The sequence below is a fragment of the Synechococcus sp. CCAP 1479/9 genome, assembly GCF_019038535.1.
Lineage (GTDB): Bacteria > Cyanobacteriota > Cyanobacteriia > PCC-6307 > Cyanobiaceae > Cyanobium.
Genome location: NZ_JAFKRK010000008.1, coordinates 178919 through 195474, shown reverse-complemented (window position 1 = coordinate 195474; position 16556 = coordinate 178919). Strand labels below are relative to the sequence as shown.

17 protein-coding genes are annotated in these 16556 nt (G+C 72.5%); 7 read left to right on the top strand and 10 right to left on the bottom strand.

The window, feature by feature from the left end; all coding sequences use genetic code 11:
• The first annotated feature begins 102 nt into the window (after positions 1-102).
• Positions 103-903, top strand: coding sequence for a helix-turn-helix domain-containing protein (locus KUG38_RS03905; RefSeq protein ID WP_216919175.1), 801 nt, complete (start codon positions 103-105; stop codon positions 901-903).
• Here the strand turns inward: KUG38_RS03905 and KUG38_RS03900 are convergent.
• Complete coding sequence (locus tag KUG38_RS03900) at positions 878-2545, bottom strand: Ppx/GppA phosphatase family protein (protein ID WP_216919173.1); 1668 nt, start codon at positions 2543-2545, stop codon at positions 878-880. The two genes, KUG38_RS03905 and KUG38_RS03900, sit on opposite strands and share 26 nt — an antisense overlap.
• Before the next feature lie 129 nt (positions 2546-2674).
• Here KUG38_RS03900 and KUG38_RS03895 point away from each other — a divergent pair, with 129 nt between their 5' ends.
• Positions 2675-3568 carry a 4-hydroxybenzoate polyprenyltransferase gene (locus KUG38_RS03895; protein ID WP_216919290.1) on the top strand — a complete coding sequence of 298 codons (894 nt, stop codon included), beginning with the start codon at positions 2675-2677 and terminating at the stop codon, positions 3566-3568.
• A 6-nt stretch (positions 3569-3574) separates the two neighbouring features.
• On the top strand, positions 3575-4531 hold the full coding sequence (locus tag KUG38_RS03890) for a S66 peptidase family protein (protein ID WP_216919171.1): 957 nt from the start codon (positions 3575-3577) through the stop codon (positions 4529-4531).
• On the opposite strand, the gene KUG38_RS03885 is transcribed toward KUG38_RS03890, so the two are convergent.
• Positions 4518-5615, bottom strand: a complete 1098-nt coding sequence (locus tag KUG38_RS03885) for a CpcT/CpeT family chromophore lyase (RefSeq protein WP_216919168.1) — start codon at positions 5613-5615, stop codon at positions 4518-4520. The two genes, KUG38_RS03890 and KUG38_RS03885, sit on opposite strands and share 14 nt — an antisense overlap.
• Before the next feature lie 8 nt (positions 5616-5623).
• Positions 5624-6331 (bottom strand): 2-C-methyl-D-erythritol 4-phosphate cytidylyltransferase, encoded by a 708-nt coding sequence (gene ispD, locus KUG38_RS03880; protein ID WP_094584871.1) that lies wholly within the window; start codon positions 6329-6331, stop codon positions 5624-5626.
• A gap of 79 nt (positions 6332-6410) precedes the next feature.
• On the opposite strand from ispD, the gene KUG38_RS03875 reads away from it, so the two are divergent.
• From KUG38_RS03875 to fabG, 3 genes are read left to right on the top strand one after another with little or no spacing between them, the layout of a single operon-like run.
• Positions 6411-7253, top strand: coding sequence for a glycosyltransferase family 9 protein (locus tag KUG38_RS03875; protein WP_216919166.1), 843 nt, complete (start codon positions 6411-6413; stop codon positions 7251-7253).
• Positions 7254-7262: 9 nt separating this feature from the next.
• Entirely contained in the window at positions 7263-8387 is a 1125-nt protein-coding gene (locus KUG38_RS03870) for a potassium channel family protein (RefSeq protein WP_216919164.1), read from the top strand.
• A gap of 40 nt (positions 8388-8427) precedes the next feature.
• Entirely contained in the window at positions 8428-9180 is a 753-nt protein-coding gene (gene fabG / locus KUG38_RS03865) for a 3-oxoacyl-[acyl-carrier-protein] reductase (protein WP_216919162.1), read from the top strand.
• Positions 9181-9187: 7 nt separating this feature from the next.
• Here the strand turns inward: fabG and KUG38_RS03860 are convergent, their stop codons facing one another.
• On the bottom strand, positions 9188-9430 hold the full coding sequence (locus KUG38_RS03860) for a hypothetical protein (protein ID WP_094584875.1): 243 nt from the start codon (positions 9428-9430) through the stop codon (positions 9188-9190).
• Between the two features lie 138 nt (positions 9431-9568).
• Between KUG38_RS03860 and groL the strand changes: the two genes are divergently transcribed.
• Complete coding sequence (groL, locus tag KUG38_RS03855; RefSeq protein WP_216919160.1) at positions 9569-11236, top strand: chaperonin GroEL; 1668 nt, start codon at positions 9569-9571, stop codon at positions 11234-11236.
• Positions 11237-11273: 37 nt separating this feature from the next.
• Here the strand turns inward: groL and KUG38_RS03850 are convergent, their stop codons facing one another.
• Genes KUG38_RS03850 through KUG38_RS03825 form a run of 6 tightly spaced genes read right to left on the bottom strand, consistent with a single transcriptional unit; the run spans position 11274 to position 16452 of the window.
• A complete protein-coding gene (locus KUG38_RS03850) occupies positions 11274-11978 on the bottom strand; it encodes an N-acetylmannosamine-6-phosphate 2-epimerase (protein WP_216919158.1) in 705 nt (234 codons plus the stop codon).
• Between the two features lie 22 nt (positions 11979-12000).
• Positions 12001-12567, bottom strand: coding sequence for a hypothetical protein (locus KUG38_RS03845; RefSeq protein WP_216919155.1), 567 nt, complete (start codon positions 12565-12567; stop codon positions 12001-12003).
• Positions 12568-12578: 11 nt separating this feature from the next.
• Complete coding sequence (locus KUG38_RS03840; RefSeq protein ID WP_094584879.1) at positions 12579-13442, bottom strand: ABC transporter permease; 864 nt, start codon at positions 13440-13442, stop codon at positions 12579-12581.
• A gap of 19 nt (positions 13443-13461) precedes the next feature.
• Positions 13462-14484 (bottom strand): ABC transporter ATP-binding protein, encoded by a 1023-nt coding sequence (locus KUG38_RS03835; protein WP_216919153.1) that lies wholly within the window; start codon positions 14482-14484, stop codon positions 13462-13464.
• Between the two features lie 38 nt (positions 14485-14522).
• Entirely contained in the window at positions 14523-15518 is a 996-nt protein-coding gene (locus KUG38_RS03830; RefSeq protein ID WP_216919151.1) for a heme o synthase, read from the bottom strand.
• Positions 15511-16452: a COX15/CtaA family protein gene (locus tag KUG38_RS03825; RefSeq protein WP_216919149.1), complete on the bottom strand. Its 942-nt coding sequence runs from the start codon at positions 16450-16452 to the stop codon at positions 15511-15513. The genes KUG38_RS03830 and KUG38_RS03825 overlap by 8 nt, the downstream gene beginning before the upstream one ends.
• Positions 16453-16556: the final 104 nt, after the last annotated feature.

Genomic DNA, 16556 nt, shown 5'->3' with positions numbered 1-16556 from the left:
CTCCGGTTTCTGTACCGGTAAGGTCCCCAGCGACGGGTGCTGGTCTCGATCCGGACCGCTCGTCATACTGCTGGCTACGCAGCGCTTCAGGAGACACTGCCCTTGCCCGAATCTCCTGCCGCGACCATGGCCGCAGAGGACTGGAGCGCTCCCATCCCGGAACTGGTCGAGCTGGGCGAACGGCTGGCCACGGCCCGCCGTGGCCAGGGTCTGAGCCTGGAGGACCTGGCCGACCGCCTGCGGCTGGGAAGCGAACAGCTGATGGCCCTCGAGACCGGCGACCACCGGCACCTGCCGGAGGCGGTCTTCGTGGTGGCCCAGGCCAAGCGGGTGGCGGGCGCCCTGGGGATCGACGTGAGCCAGCAGATCAGCGATCTGCAGAACAGCCGCCTGATGCGGGTGGGGCGCAAGCCTGCCGCCCGGCCCCTGCAGCGAAAGGTCCTGACGGCGACGGCCCCCGCCCGCCGCAGCGGCCCCCCCGGCTGGTTGTGGGCGGTCCTGGTCCTCCTGGGGGGCGGTGCCGTCGCGGTGGCGGCCCTGAAGGGCCTGGTCCCCTCACCGGCGGCGTCCCCCGGGCAGGCCACGGCCTCCGGCCAACCCACCGCCTCCGGCCAGCCCGCCGCACCGGCCCCTGCAGCGGCGGCACCCCAGCCGGCGCCGGATCAGCTGCTGCTGGAGAGCCGCCAGCCCAGCTGGCTGGAGGTGCGCACGGCCGCCGGGGAGACCCTCTTCCGCGGCACCTTCACCGGTGAGAAGCGCTTCCCCCTGGGCAGCGGTCTGCGGGTCCTGGCCGGCCGGCCCGACCTGGTGACGGCCAGCGCCGGCAGCCTGGCGCCCCAGACCCTCGGGAGGATCGATCAGGTGGTCTGGCGCACCTTCAGGGCGACGCCTGCGTCACCGTGAGCCGCAGGCCCGTGGCCTCCAGCACCAGATCCGCGCACGAGCGGAGGCTCCACTCCTCCAGGCTGAGATCCAGGGGCGGCTCCCCGGCCTCCGGAGGTCCGGCCTGCAGGCCGATGGTGAAGCCACGGGGCTGATGGGCCCGGTCGGTGTCCGCTGACACGGTGATCGCGGCGATGCCGGGGGCGGGCCTGCGGTCGAGGGCGGCGGCCAGCCGCAGCAGCAGGGCCATCGTGAACACGGTGTGACGGTGCTGGCCGGCTTCGATCAGCTGCCACGACTCGTGGCGCTTCTTGGGCAGGCTGCGGCGGTGATAGCGGGCGATCGCCGCCACCATCAGGTGCTCGGCCTCGGAGTACCCCAGCAGCTCCCCATGGCGGATCAGGTACCAGGTGTGCTTGTGGTAGGCGGCGATGTTGACGTGCTTGCCGCAGGCATGCAGCTGGGCCGCCGCCCACAGCAGGGCGCGGCCCTCGCCGTCGTCATCGTGGAGCAGCCCCCGGGTCTGGTCGTAGAGGCTCATGGCATGGCTGGCCACCCGGTCGGCCCGGCCCGTGTCCACCCCGTAGGTGCGGGACAGATGCAGCACGGTGCGGCGGCGGATCGTGCTCTGGAAGGTGAAGCGGTCGACCAGCAGGCCGTTGCGCAGCATCCAATCGACGATCAGGCCCTCCCGCAGGGCCCGCTCGCAGACCACCAGTTCCCGGACCTGGAGGATCTCCATGGTGGTCTGGAGGATCAGGGCGCCGGGGACGATGATCTCGGCCCGGCGTTCGTTGATGGCGGTGAGGGCCCGGCGCTGGTCCGGGGTCATCGCCACCAGGCGCTCGACGATCTCGTCCAGGCGGGCCCGGCCGAGGCGATAGCCGTCGAGCTTCAGGGGCGGATTGGGATCCTGGGCGGAGGCCAGGGCCGCCATCGCCATGGCGGTGCCGCTGGTGGCCACCAGGACGGGCTTCTCCCCCGGCCGCAGCTCCCGCTTCACCTCGGCGACGGCCGGATCCATCGCCCCCTGGATGTAGGCCTCGAGGAAGCCCCGGCGGGCCGGCGTCAGGGGATCCTCCCGGCAGAACTCCCGCTGCAGCCGCACCGCCCCGATGCGGGTGCTGGTCAGGGCGCGGGCATCGCGGCCGTCGGCGAGCACCAGCTCGGTGGAGCCGCCGCCGATGTCCAGGATGAAATAGGGCTGGTCGCCGAAGGACAGGCCGGAAAGCACCCCCAGGTAGATCAGCCGGGCCTCCTCCGGCCCGCTGACCAGGTCCACCACCAGCCCCAGCTGGTCCTGCAGGCCCTGCAGGAAGGCCCGGCCGTTCGGGGCCTCCCGCACGGCGCTGGTGGCGGCGGTGACGATCTGCTCCACCCCGTGGCTGGTGGCCAGGTCGCGGCAGTGGCGAAGGGTGAGGTAGGCGCGCTCGATCGCCTCGGGGGTGAGGTCACCCGTTTCCGGATCCCTCTCCCCCAGCCGGGTGGTGGACTTCTCCGCCACCACCACCGAGAAGCTGCCCAGGACCGGGTCGATCGCCGCCACCAGCAGGTGGATGGAATTGGTGCCGATGTCGATGGCCGCCACCCGCCGTTCCCCACCCGTGGTGGTGGCGGGGACCGAAGCCAACGCGGCTGACGCCGGATCGGGGATCGGGGGCATGGGGGTCGGCCCGGGCGGCGGCGGCGCCACTTTGCCACCGGGCGACGCTCCGGATCGGCCGCTGGAACGTCTCCGACAGGAGTTGGATAGGGTGCCGACACCCGACCGTTGCCCGCGGTGAACGTCCCGATGGCCCCCGGCCGCGCTCCGGCCTGGCTCGAGCTGCTGCGCTGGCACAAGCCCAGCGGCCGGCTGATCCTGCTGATCCCCGCCGGCTGGGCCCTCTGGCTGGGGCCGGCCGTGCCGCCCCCGGCCCTGCTGGTGGGCTGGATCGTGCTGGGGGGCCTGGCGGTGAGCGGTGCCGGCTGCGTGGCCAACGACCTCTGGGACCGGCGCATCGATCCCCTGGTGGAACGCACCCGCCACCGCCCCCTGGCCGACGGCCGCCTCGGAGTGGGCACCGCGACCGTGCTGCTGCTGCTCTGCCTGGTGGTGGCGCTGGCGGCCCTGCTGGCCCTGCCGGCCGCCAACCGGGTGCTCTGCGTGGGCCTCGCCCTGGCCACGCTGCCCCTGGTGCTCCTCTACCCGTCCGCCAAACGCTGGTTCGCCTATCCCCAGCTGGTGCTGGCCCTCTGCTGGGGCTTCGCCGTGCTGATTCCCTGGGCGGCCACCCAAGGGGGCCTGCAGGGCGACCTGGGGGGCTGGCCCCTGCTGCTCACCTGGCTGGCGGCGGTGAGCTGGACCTTCGGCTTCGACACCGTCTACGCCATGAGCGACCGGGAGGACGACCGGCGCCTCGGGGTGCGCAGCAGCGCCCTGAGCCTGGGGCCCCGGGCGCCCCTGGCGGTGGCGCTCTGCTACGGCCTCACCTGCGCCGCCCTGGCCCTGGCGGTGCTGCTGCAGGGGCGGGCGGGCCTGGCGTTCTGGCTGCCCTGGACCGTCGCGGCCCTGGCCATGCAGCAGCAGGCGGCCCGGCTGCGGCGCCCCGACCTGCCCCGCAGCACCTATGGGCGCCACTTCGCCGGCCAGGTGTGGCTTGGTGCCCTGCTGCTGCTGGCCGTGATCCTTTCCACCAGCGCCTGATTCCCCATGGCCGCCGCAGCGCCCCAGCCGCCGCCCCACCAGCCACCGGCCCTGCGTCCGGGCGACCGGGTGCGGCTGGTGGCCGCCAGCTCCGCCCTGGCCGACCTGGAACGGCTGCAGGCGGGCCTGGCGGTGCTGGCCGGCTGGGGCCTGGAGCTGGATGACGACCCCGCCCGGCTGCTGCCGCGCCGCTGGGGCTACCTGGCGGGCCGGGACGCTGAGCGTGCCGGCGATCTGCTCGCAGACACCGGCCCGGGGCAACCAGCGGCCCTGCTGGCCTGTGTGCGGGGGGGCTGGGGATCGGCCCGGCTGCTGGAGCGGCCCCTGGAGGCGGCGGGGGGCTGGCTGCTGGGCTTCTCCGATGTCACCTCCCTGCTGTGGCACCGGCTGGCGACGGGTCAGGGGGGCGCCATCCACGGCCCCCTGCTCACCACCCTGGCCGCAGAACCGGCCTGGAGCCGGGAGCGGCTGCGGGCCCTGCTGTTCGGCGAACCCCTGGCCGACCTCGAGGGGGAGCCCTGGGTGGGCGGCCAGGTGGAGGGGCCGCTGCTGGCCGCCAACCTCACCGTGGCGACCCACCTGCTGGGCACGCCGCACCTGCCGGACCTGGACGGGGCGATCCTGATCCTCGAGGACGTGGGCGAGGCGCCCTACCGGATCGAGCGGATGCTGACCCACTGGCGCCTCTGCGGCGCTCTGCAGCGGCTGGGGGGCATCGACTTCGGCAGCTTCGAGGGCTGCGGCGATCCCACCGACCCCGAGGGCGACGGCTCCCGCTTCAGCCTGGAGCAGGTGCTCAGGGAACGCACGGCCGATCTGGGGATCCCGGTGCTGGCCGGCCTGCCGGTGGGCCACGGCGACGTCAATGCCGCCCTGCCCCTGGGGATGCGGGCCCGGCTCGACGGCGACCGGGGCCTGCTGAGCCTCGTCGAAGGGGCCGGTGGGCCCGTCAGTCGCCCGTGAGCCTCTCCTCCTCCGTGAGCCTCTCCTCGTCGATCAGCGTGCGGCCCACCAGCTGGCCATCTTTCAGCAGCTGACTCACCCGCCAGCGACGGCGACCATCGGGGCTGCAGCGGATCGTCTCGTGAATGTCGGGATCCGCCGGGTCGCGGGGGTGCATCACCAGCAGGCTGCCGGCGGCAGGCTCCTCGCCCGGCAGATCCATCGCCCAGCCCTGATAACGCTCGCTGGCGAACCACACCCGGCCGGAATGGATCTCACCGTGGGCCTCGATGCGCCGCAGCGGAGCGTCCTCAGTGCCATGCAGGTTGCTCTGGTGATAGAGCCAGCGGCCGGCGTCCTGGCTCACCCGAATGGTGATCGTGCTCGGAAATGTTTCCCGCAGAACGCCCTCGGCGTCATAGCGGCGGAAGGTGCCCCGCCAGATACCCCGCTGCCGCACCAGCGCCGGCAGGGTGGCCTCCGCGAGTCCGGCAGCGGCCTCGGCGCGGTCGAACAGCAGCCAGCTGAACCCGTCGACCTCGCCCCGCACCGAGCCATCGGCCAGCCGCAGGCTGCGGTCCCGGTACCAGAGCTGGTCGGGATGGAGGAGCATCTCGAACTCGGCGCAGACCTCACCGTCCTGGGGATGGCGGTAGCGGCAGGCCCCGGGATCCATGCGGGCGCGGAAGCGATCGAGGGCGGGCTCCGCCTCAAAGAACAGATCACAGCCCGGATGGCGATCAAAGGCCTCCGGTCCCAGGTCCGCCGCCAGGGAGGCCGCCAGGGGCGGACGGTCGTAGGTGGGGCCGCCGCGGAAGAACAGCTGCTCGGCCCTCACGGCGCCGCGCTCCGGATCGTGCCGCAGCACCACCACCCGCTGGCGGTGGGCCAGGTGGGGGGCACTGGCGCGGAACTCCTGGAAGTAGAGCACCACTGCCCCCAGCTGGGGCGCCTGCAGCCGCTCCACCACCATCGTCCGCACCTCCCGGGTGAGCTCGGGCGCCGCCGGACCGCCCCTGGCCACATGGGCAGCCACCTGGCGCCGGTTGTGGAAGGACCCCTGCCAGCGGGCGGCGATCGTTTCGAGCTGGGTGGCGCTGTCCATCGGCGACCTCAGGCGCCGCGGGCCGCCAGCACGGCGCTGGCGATGGTGAGATCGAAGCGGGTGGTGAGCTTGATGTTGGAGGGGGGCGCCTCCAGCACCCGCACCGGCAGCCCCAGGCGCTCGTAGAGGGCGGCGTCGTCGGTGACGCTCCAGCCCTCGCGCTCGGCCCGCCCGTGGGCCTCCCGCAACTGGGCCACCCCGAAGCCCTGGGGGGTCTGGGCCGCCCACAGCCCGCTGCGTTCGGGGGTGGCGGTGATCACGCCGCAGCCATCCACCTGCTTGATGGTGTCGGTGACGGGGGTGGCGGCGATGATGCCGGCCCCTTCGGCCATGGCCTGCGTCAGGGCCGTGGCGCAGCGCTCCAGCAGGTCCGGTTCCGCCAGGCAACGGGCGCCGTCGTGGATCAGCACCGCCTCGGCATCGGCCGGCAGGGCCTCCAGACCCCGCCGCACCGACTCCTGGCGGGTGTCGCCGCCGACGATCCAGGCCACGGGCTGGGCCAGGGACCGGCGGGGCTCCGCCGCGGCCAGGATGGCGCCGATCGCCGCCTCGTCCTCCGGCCGGCCCATCACCCCGATCCAGCGGATCGCCCCGCAGGCCAGGGCGGCGTCCAGCGTCCAGGCCAGAACGGGGCGTCCGGCCAGGGGCAGCAGCAGCTTGTTGGTGGCGGCGCCCATGCGGCGCCCGCTGCCGGCGGCGGCGATCAGCAAATGCACAAGCGATGGGCCGCCCGGGCGGAACTCTGGAGTCCCCTCCATACAATCAGGCCGCGAGGCCCGCCCGACCCAACGCCCGATGCGCGCACTGTTTCTGATCCCGGGCGACGGCGCCAGCCAGCTGCAGGCGCTTCCGGCCGTGGCGGCCACCGCCGAGCAGCTCCGGTTCCAGATCCAGGTGGCCTGCCACCCCTCGCTGGCCGGGCTCTGGAAGCTGCTGCCGGCGGTGGAGAAGGTGATCCCCTTCAACTTCGGCGACGCCACCCTGGCCGACTGGGCCAACCTGCTGGGGTCGGTGCGGGAGCCGGATTTCCAGGCCTGCATCAACCTGGCGGCCGGCCGCCAGGTCGACCTGATGCTCTCGATGAGCCACATCCCCAACCGGATGGCGGCCGGGGGCTTCTCCGCCACCGAGAAGGTGCAGGTGCCCCAGGGGCTCTGGCCGGCCCAGGCCCTCGAGGCCTACCTGCGGCCCATCGGGGTGAAGCTCCAGGCCGCCGCTTTCCGCCTGGCCCTCCCCCGTACCGCCCTCGACGAGGCCATGGCCGCGTTGCCGGCCGGCGACGGGCCGATGCTGCTGCTGGCCCCCTCCGGCCGCCCCGGCGACTGGCCCGATGCGGCCTGGCAGGAGCTTCCCGGCCGCATCGCCGCCACCCTCCCCGGCCTGCGCTCCCGGCAGGTGCCGCCGGCCACAGCGGCCGAGATCCCCGGCCGGGCCGCCCTGGTGGCCGCCAGTGACGTGGTGCTGGCCAGCGATCCGGTGACGATCGAGCTGGCCCTGCTCAGCGGCACCCCGGTGGTGGCCCTGGGTCGCAGCAGCGACAGCCTTCCGCTTCGCGACGGAGTACAAGGACTGGGTTCCGATGGCCACCTGCGTGAGCTCCCCAGCAACGACGTGCTCAAGGCCCTCGGCCTGGGCTGAGCCACGCCCATGAGTCGCCTGTGGTTCGCCCGCAGGAAGCGTCCCCCCACCGCCCGGTCGCGCCGGCCCTGGCTCACCCCCCTGATCGCCCTGCTCGTGGTGGTCAACGCCAGCGCCATCGGCTATCGGATCACCGAGGGCTGGGACTGGGGGGATTGCTACTGGATGGTGGCGATCACCATCGCCACCATCGGCTACGGGGAGGTCCATCCCCTCTCCACCGCCGGTCGGCTGATCACCGTGTTCTCCATCGCCGGAGGGCTCGTGGTGGTGCAGCTCACCGTGCAGAACCTGGTGGGCCTTTCCGAAACCGGCTATTTCCGGCGCCTGCGGCAGCGCCGATTCCGCAACTGGGTCCAAAGCATGAACAACCACGTGATTCTCTGCGGCTACGGCCGCATCGGTCAGGAGATCGCCGACCAGCTGATCCGGGAGAAGGTGCCCCTGCTGGTGGTGGAGATGGACCAGGGCTGCCGGGATGCCGCCGAGGAGCGGGGGCTGCCGGTGCTGTTCGCCGACGCCACCCTCGACGAGACCCTGCTGGAGGCGGGCATCCACCAGTGCCGCAGCCTGGTGGCAGCCCTCTCCAGCAATGCCGCCAACCTCTACGTGGTGCTGAGTGCCAGGGGACTGGCCCCCCGCTGCCGGCTGATCGCCCGCTCCGACAGCGCCGAGGCGGGCCGCAAGCTGCGCCTGGCCGGCGCCGACCAGGTGGTGAGCCCCTACGTGGCCGGGGGCCGGGTGATGGCCGCCACCGCCCTGCGGCCCCTGGCCGTCGACTTCATGGAGCTGCTGGCCGGCTCCGACTGCGAGGTGGAGGAGTTCCAGCTCAGTGACGACCCCTCCCGGCTGGGGGAACTCCAGGGCCGCAGCCTGGCGGAGATCCAGTTCGGCCGCCGCAGCGGCGCCCAGGTGCTGGCCATCCGCACGCCGCCGCCGGCGGTGGCCAATCCCTACGCCTACCGGGGCACCACCTACGGCACCCCGGAGGCCACGCTGGTCACCAACCCCGGCGGCGACATCCGCCTGGAGGCCGGCCAGCTGCTGGTGGTGATGGGCAGCAAGGAGCAGCTGCAGCGCTTCGCCGATGTGCTCGGGCCTGCGCTGGAGAGTGCCGACCAGATGACCGACTGAGCCGACAGGCATACGATCGCCTGACCCTGCTCCCGACCCCATGTCCAGCGCCGCTCCCCTCTCCGGTCAGGTCGCCCTGGTGACCGGTGCCAGCCGGGGGATCGGCCGGGCCATCGCCGAGTCCCTGGCGCTGGCGGGAGCCACGGTGGTGGTGAACTACGCCCGCTCACCCGAGGCGGCCGAGGACGTGGTGGCGGCGATCACCGCGGCCGGGGGCCGGGCCTGGAGCCATCAGGCGGATGTGGCCGATGAAGCGGCCGTCGAGGCGATGGTGAAGGCCGTGCTGGACACGGAGGGGCGCCTCGACGTGCTGGTCAACAACGCCGGCATCACCCGCGACGGCCTGCTGATGCGGATGAAGACCGCCGACTGGCAGAGCGTCATCGACCTCAACCTGACCGGGGTGTTCCTGTGCACCCGCGCCGTCAGCCGCAGCATGCTCAAGGCCCGCCGCGGCCGCATCATCAACATCACCTCGGTGGTGGCCCTGATGGGCAACCCCGGCCAGGCCAACTACAGCGCCGCCAAGGCCGGCGTCATCGGCCTGACCCGCAGCACCGCCGCCGAATTCGCCAGCCGCGGCATCACCGTCAATGCCGTCGCCCCCGGGTTCATCGACAGCGACATGACCAGGGACCTCGACAAGGAGCCGATCCTCGCCGCCATCCCCCTGGGCCGCATGGGCCAGCCTGAGGAGGTGGCCGGGGCGGTGCGGTTCCTGGCGGCCGATCCGGCGGCGGCTTACATCACCGGCCAGGTGCTGCAGGTGGATGGCGGCATGGTGATGCGCTGAGCGCCGCTCAGGATTCGGGGGCCAGGGGCTGGGCCAGGTCTTCCCGCAGCTTGCGGATCCGCTGCAGCAGGCGCAGGCGGCGGCTGCGGGCCGTGAGGGTGAGGAACAGGCGGATCGGCACGTAGACCAGGGCCATCAGCAGGCCCAGGGCGGCGATCAGCAGAAACACCATGCCGTCGGCGTTGGTGCTGGGGACGAGGGCCGATTCGGTGGCCGCGCTGTCGAGGGTCTGCTGCAGCAGGTCTTCCATGGATCGAAGGTACCTCCTGCGGCGGGGGGCCGCAGCCGTCCCTGAACGGGACATTCGGCTTTCCCCACCGAGGGGCGGGTGCCTGCGGCCTGGTCGCTGTGGGACGCTGCGACGGATGCTCCTGATGTCACCCCGTCGATGGCCAAACTGATCCAGTTCGCCGACGCCTCCCGCGAGTCCCTTGAGCGGGGCGTCAATGCCCTGGTCGATGCGGTGAAGGTCACCATCGGACCGAAGGGTCGCAACGTGGTGCTGGAGAAGAAGTACGGCGCCCCCGACATCATCAATGACGGCGTCACCATCGCCAAGGAGATCGAACTCGAGGATCCCTTCGAGAACCTGGGCGCCAAGCTGATCCAGCAGGTGGCCTCGAAAACCAAGGACACCGCCGGCGACGGCACCACCACCGCGGCCGTCCTGGCCCAGTCGCTGGTGCATGAGGGCCTGCGCAATGTGGCCGCCGGCGCCAGCCCCGTCGCCCTGCGCCGCGGCATGGAGCAGGCCACCGCCGTGGTGGTGGCGGGCATCGCCGCCCGCTCCCGTGCCGTGGCGGGCGATGCCATCCGCCAGGTGGCCACGGTGAGCGCCGGCAACGACGAGGAGATCGGCCGGATGATCGCCGAAGCGGTCGAGAAGGTCAGCGCCGACGGCGTGATCACCGTGGAGGAATCCAAATCCCTGGCCACCGAACTGGAGGTGACCGAGGGCATGGCCTTCGATCGCGGCTACTCCTCCCCCTACTTCGTCACCGACCAGGACCGGCGCGAGTGCGCCTTCGACAATCCCCTGCTGCTGATCACCGATCGCAAGATCAGCACCGTCCTCGACCTGGTGCCGGTGCTCGAGGCCGTCTCGAAAAGCGGCCGGCCCCTGGTGATCCTGGCCGAAGAGGTGGAGGGTGAGGCCCTGGCCACCCTGGTGGTCAACAAGACCCGCGGCGTGCTCCAGGTGGCCGCCGTGCGGGCGCCGGGCTTCGGTGACCGCCGCAAGGCCATGCTCGAGGACATCGCCATCCTCACGGGCGCCACGGTGATCAGCGAGGACCGGGCCATGACCCTCGACAAGGCCACCCTGGCCGACCTGGGCCATGCCCACCGCATCACCATCACCAAGGACACGACCACGATCGTGGCGGCCGACGACCAGCGCGCCGCCGTCAGCGATCGGGTGGCCGCGATCAAGCGGGAGCTGGAGGCCACCGACTCCGACTACGACCGGGAGAAGCTCAACGAGCGCATCGCCAAGCTCGCCGGCGGGGTGGCCGTGATCAAGGTGGGGGCCCCCACCGAGACCGAACTGCGCAACCGCAAGCTGCGCATCGAGGACGCCCTCAACGCCACCCGGGCCGCCATCGATGAGGGCATCGTCGGCGGCGGTGGCAGCACCCTGGTGGAACTCACCGAGGAACTCGGTGCCCTGGCCAGCCGCTGCGAGGGCGACGTCCGCACCGGGGTCGAGATCGTCCAGCGGGCCCTGGCGGCCCCGGCCCGCCAGATCGCCATCAACGCCGGCGCCAACGGCGACGTGGTGGTCCAGCAGATGCTCAGCCAGGGCAAGGGGTACAACGCCCTCACCGACAGCTACGACGATCTGCTCGCCGTCGGCATCCTGGATGCGGCCAAGGTGGTGCGTCTCGCCCTGCAGGATGCGGTCTCGATCGCCTCGCTGCTGATCACCACCGAGGCCGTGATCGCCGACAAGCCGGAACCCCCCGCTCCCCCCGCCGGTGACGGCGGCATGGGTGGAATGGGCGGCATGGGAGGGATGGGTGGCATGGGCGGCATGGGCATGCCCGGCATGATGTGAGCCCCGCGGGCCTCGCACGGGCCGGTTGGGCTGAGGCTCAGCCGGCCATGGCCTTCACGTAGGCGGCCACCTGCAGGTCCACACCCGTGATCGCCGTTCCCACCACCACGGCATCGGCGCCACAAGCCAGGGCACGGGTCGCCTCCTGCTTCGAGGCGATGCCCCCCTCGCAGATCAGGGCCACCGCGTCAGGCAGCTCCTGCCGCAGGGGGCCCAGCAGGTCCCAGGCGGGCGGTGGCAACGTGGCGGTGGCTTCGGTGTAGCCGTAGAGGGTGGTGCCCACCCACTGGCAGCCCAGGGACGCCGCCCGCAGCCCGTTGGCCACGCTGTCCACATCCGCCATCAGCGAAGCCCCCAGCTCCTGCCTGGCCCGGGTGATCAGCGCCTCCAGCTCCTGACCATCGGGGCGGGGGCGGTCGGTGGCATCGATGGCCACCACATCGGCTCCGGCCGCCCAGACGGCACGGATCTCCTCCCAGCCGGGGGTGATGTACACCGGGCTGCCGGGGAAGCTGCGCTTCCAGAGACCCACGATCAGGGCCTCGGGGCAGCGGCGCCGCACCGCGCCGATGTGCTCCGGACTCTCGAGCCGCACCCCGGCGGCCCCCTGGAGCAGGCTCGCCTCCGCCATCGCCGCGATCACGGCGGGGTCGCGCAGGGGGGAACCCTCGGGGGCCTGCACCGAGACGATCAGTCGACCACCGAGTTGGGCCCGCTCAGGCAGGGGACGGGAGGACGGCATGGGCGGGGGCAGGGTTCGGGGATCAGCTGGCGCGGCGATGCTGCGGCGCCGCGGAGAGCCAGGAGCGCAGGTCGGCCAGGGTGGAGGGCGCCGGAGCCGGCGATGCGCTCGGGCTCTGAGGGTGCAAGGCGATGACGTCCGACAGGCCGGCCGCCCCTTCGGCCGTGGCGACGGGGGCGGCAAGGGGGGCGGGGACTGGCTCCTCGGCGGTGACCGTGACGGGGTCGGTCGGCTCGGGGACGGCCCTGATGGGAGTGACCGGGCTGGGGACGGGCGTGATCGGGGCGGGGACGGCCGCGATCGGGGCGGGCTGAGGGGGGCCGGAGAAGGAATCTTCGAGGGCCGCGAAGGCCTCGGCCATGGTCACGCTGGCGGGGGCCATCGCCGCATCCATGTGCTGCAGCAGCCAGTCGCCGGCCTCCCAGCCCGCCTCGGCGACCACGCTGCCGGTGCGGAAGCTCTCCAGGGAGGTCACCCCGTGGCGGTGGGCCCACTGGCCGGTGAGGCGGGCAACGGTGGCGGCATCCCTGCGGCGGATGGCTTCGAGCAGCAGATGGGAAAGCTCTGGACGGGGGGACGGCAGGGACACGGGGCGGGGCGTCAGGTGAGCTTGCGATCCAGCATCGGGCGGATCAGCAGGAACAGACCGGCGGCCAGCCCCGCCAGGATGGCCAGGCAGGTGAGGGCCGAGAGGGATCCGTAGGGGGCCACCAGCACCACATCGGTGAGATGGAAGGATCCCGCGTAGGCGGCGCGGATCGGTTCAATCGCGAAGGTAAGGGGATTCAGGGCCGCCAGCCAGCCCAGCCAGGGGGGCATGAAGGAAATCGGCGCCAGGGCGGTGCTGGCGAACAGGAGCGGCAGGTTGGCCACGAAGATCACCGCGATCAGCTCGATGTGACCCGGCAGGGCGAAGGCCAGCCCGAGGCTGAGGGCTGTGACGGCGAAGACGAGCAGCAGCAGGGTGACCAGCACAAGCAGCAACCCCGCCCCACCGGGCCAGCCGTAGCCCAGCAGGGCCGCGGTGCCCATGATCGCCAGACTCTGCACCAGGCTCAGGCTGGTGATGTAGAGCACCGAGGCGAAGACGATCGAGCTGCGGGAGCGCAACGGCGCCACCAGCAGGCGGTTGAGGAAGCCGAACTCCCGGTCGAACATCACCGGCAGCCCGGCGTTGAGGGCGGCGCTGAAGGCCGTGAACACGATCACCCCGGCCCCCAGGAAGCGGCCGTAGCTGATGCCCCCGGGCAGGAGACCCTCCGGGGCGTTGGCGAACAGGGCCCCGAACAGCACCAGCCAGATCAGGGGCTGCAGCACACCCGCCACCAGGGTGGAGGGACGCCGGGCCAGCTGGACGAACAGGCGGCGGGTGAGGGCGAGCGTCTCCTGGGCGATCTCGGCCAGGGCCGACGGTTCACCGCTGGCGGCGGGAAGGGGGGTCAGGGAGGGGCTGGCGCTGGTCATGGGGATGGGGGGGTGCGGGTCATCGCATCGACTGCTTGCGTTCCTCCTTGAGGTCGCGGCGACCGGCCACGGAGAGTTCCGCATCGCTCAGGGTGCGGCCGGTGGCCTGAAGGTAGACGTCATCCAGGCTGGGGCGGCTCTGGGCCAGGGCGAACACCGGCAGCTGGGCCTCGGCCAGCTGCTGCCTCAGGGTCTCCACCACGCCGCTGTCCTCCACCACCAGGTTGAGGGAATAGCCCTGGGCCCGGTTGACCACCACCTGGCGGACACCGCGGCAGGCCTGGAGCAGGTCCCGCACCCGGCTCGCCTCCTGTTCGTCACTGAACTCCCGCACCCGCAGCGTCACCCGGTCGCCTCCGAGGGCGCCCTTGAGGGCGGCGGGGGTGCCTTCGGCGATCACCCGGCCGCCATCGATGATGGCCAGGCGGTCGGCCAGGGCATCCACCTCCTCGAGGTAGTGGCTGCTGAGCAGCACGGTGGTGCCCTGGTCCCGCAGCTGACGCAGCACCTGCCAGATGGTGGCGCGGCTCTCGATGTCGAGGCCGACGGTGGGTTCATCGAGCACCAGCACCCTGGGGCGGTGCAGCAGGCCGGCGGCCAGGTCGAGGCGCCGGCGCATGCCGCCGGAATAGCCGCCGCAGCGGCGGTCGATCCAGTCGCCCATGGCGAGCAGCTCGATCAGCTCGGCGGTGCGCTCCAGGCGGTCGGCGGCCCCCATGTGGTGCAGGGCGGCCTGGAGGTGGAGCAGCTCCCGGCCGGTGAGGATCTTGTCGATGGCCACCTCCTGGGCCACGTAGCCGAGCAGGCGCCGGACGGCCCGGGGCTCAGCCAGGGCATCGACGCCAGCCACCCGGACCTGGCCGGCATCGGGGGCCAGGAGGGTGCAGAGAATGCGCAGGGCCGTGGTCTTGCCGGCGCCGTTGGGCCCGAGCAGACCGTAGAGGGAACCCGCCGGCACGCTGAGGGAGAGGTCGTCGAGGGCCTGCACCGGCGCGACCTTGCGTCCACCGAAACGCTTGCTGAGGTGCTCGAGCTCGATCAAGCCGGGATCAATCGCGAAGGGCTGGAAGCCAGGCCAATCTAGGCAGCCGCAGCCGGGGCCAGATGGAGGGCGGCGGCCAGCAGGGCGGGCGGGTGGACGGCGCTGGCCAGGGGCGTGCGCGCCAGCACCAACAGCAAACAGATGCCGAAGAGGTAGAAGATCGACCAGCGGAACAGGCTGCGGGCCCGGCGCGGATCGCCCGGGTCCTCCGCCAGGCTGGCGCTGAGCTGCAGCAGCCTCGCGTTGAAGGGGAGCACCAGCAGGCCGTAGAGCCAGCCGCCGCTGGGGAGGGCGGCCACCCCCGCCAGGCTCAGGGCCACCGTGGCCCAGCTGTAGCGGCCGATGGCCCGGGCCGTGACCGTCAGACCCTTCACCACCGGCAGCATCGGAATGCCCACGGAGCGGTAGTCCTCGTGCAGGAGCAGGGCCAGGGCCCAGAAATGGGCCGGGGTCCAGACCATCACCAGGCTGAACAGCCACCAGCTGCTCCAGCCCAGGTGGCCGGTGGCGGCCGCCGCGCCCACCAGGGGCGGAATCGCCCCGGCCATGCCACCGATGACGATGTTCTGGGTGGTGCGGGGCTTGAGCAGGGCCGTGTAGAGCAGCACGTAGCTGCAGAGGCCCAGCAGGGCCAGGGACGCGGCCAGGGCGTTGACCCCCAGGACCAGCACCAGCACCGAGGCGATGGTGAGAGCGACCGCGAGGCCGAAGGCCTGGCGCTGGGCCAGGCGGCCCGAGGGCAGGGCACGACGGCTGGTGCGCTGCATGCGCCCGTCGAGTTCCTGCTCCCAGAGACAGTTGAGGACCCCGGCGGCGGCCGAGGCCATCGAACCGCCCACCAGGGTGCAGAGCAGGCGCACCGGTTCCAGCGGCCAGGCGGCGGTGAGGGCCATGCCGCCCACGGTGGTGGCCAGCAGCAGGGGGATCAGCCGGGGCTTGGCCACCTCCAGCCAGGCCGGGAGCTTCACCGAAGGCCGGATCGCCGCCGGCGCGGAAGGTGCGGCGATGGCCGCCACGGCGCTGACACTAACCATGGGCCACCTCAAGACGGTCAGGAACGGACGGGGACGGGAACGCGAGTCCCCAGAGCCCACCGAGCACCCCCACCAGGAGGGCGGCGGTGAGCTGGTGGGCGATGGTGACGGCCGGGACGGCGAGCTGGAGCCGCAGGGTGAGCACCCCAAGCACCACCTGGACCACCACCAGGGCCGCGGCGACGAAAGCCAGCACCCTGCCCCGGCCGTGGCCGGCCGGGAGGGCCAGGGAGGCGGCCGCCAGCAGCAGCACCGTCACCGCCGCTGGATAGGCCCCCTGCCGGTGCAGCAGCAGCCAGTGGCAGCCTTCCCCGGCCTCAAGGCAGAGCGGGGCGGCCCAGCGGCTGGCCATGGCCGCCCCCAGCAGGCACTGGCCGCCGACCAGCAGGGCGGCCAGGACGGGGAGGGGTGACCACCAGCGCGGCAGATCGATGCCCCGGCGCTCCAGGCCCTGGTGCATGGCGCTCAGCAGGAGCACCAGGCTGAGGCCCGCGGCCAGGTGCAGGGTGACGGTGGGGGCGGCCAGCTGACTGAGCACGGTGAGGGCACCCAGGCCGCCCTGGACAGCCACCAGGGCCAGGGCCAGGCCGGCACTCCAGGGCAGCCAGCCGGGGAAGCGGGAGCGGAACCGCAGGCTGAGGGCAAACAGGAGCAGCAGGGCCACGCCCACCAGGAAGGCGTCGAGGCGGTGGAACCACTCCAGGAACACCTGCAGGTTCCACTGGCGGCCCGGCCACAGCACGCCGTAGCAGAGGGGCCAGTCGGGACAGGCCAGACCGGCCTGCATCACCCGGGTGGCGCCACCGATGGCCACCAGGGCCACCAGGGCGACGACGAGGTGGGCGGTGAGCAGGGGCACCAGGCGCACGGGCCAGCTCGCCCCGGTGGCGGACCGGGGCAGGGGCAGGGGTTGCGCGGACGGCGCCACGGCCATGAACGATTGCTCTTCCGGGTGCCCAAGTTAGCGGGCATTGAAAGATGTGCGAATCAGCACATCGCCCGTAGTGAATGTGAAATTTCTCCGAAATTGCCTCCCTG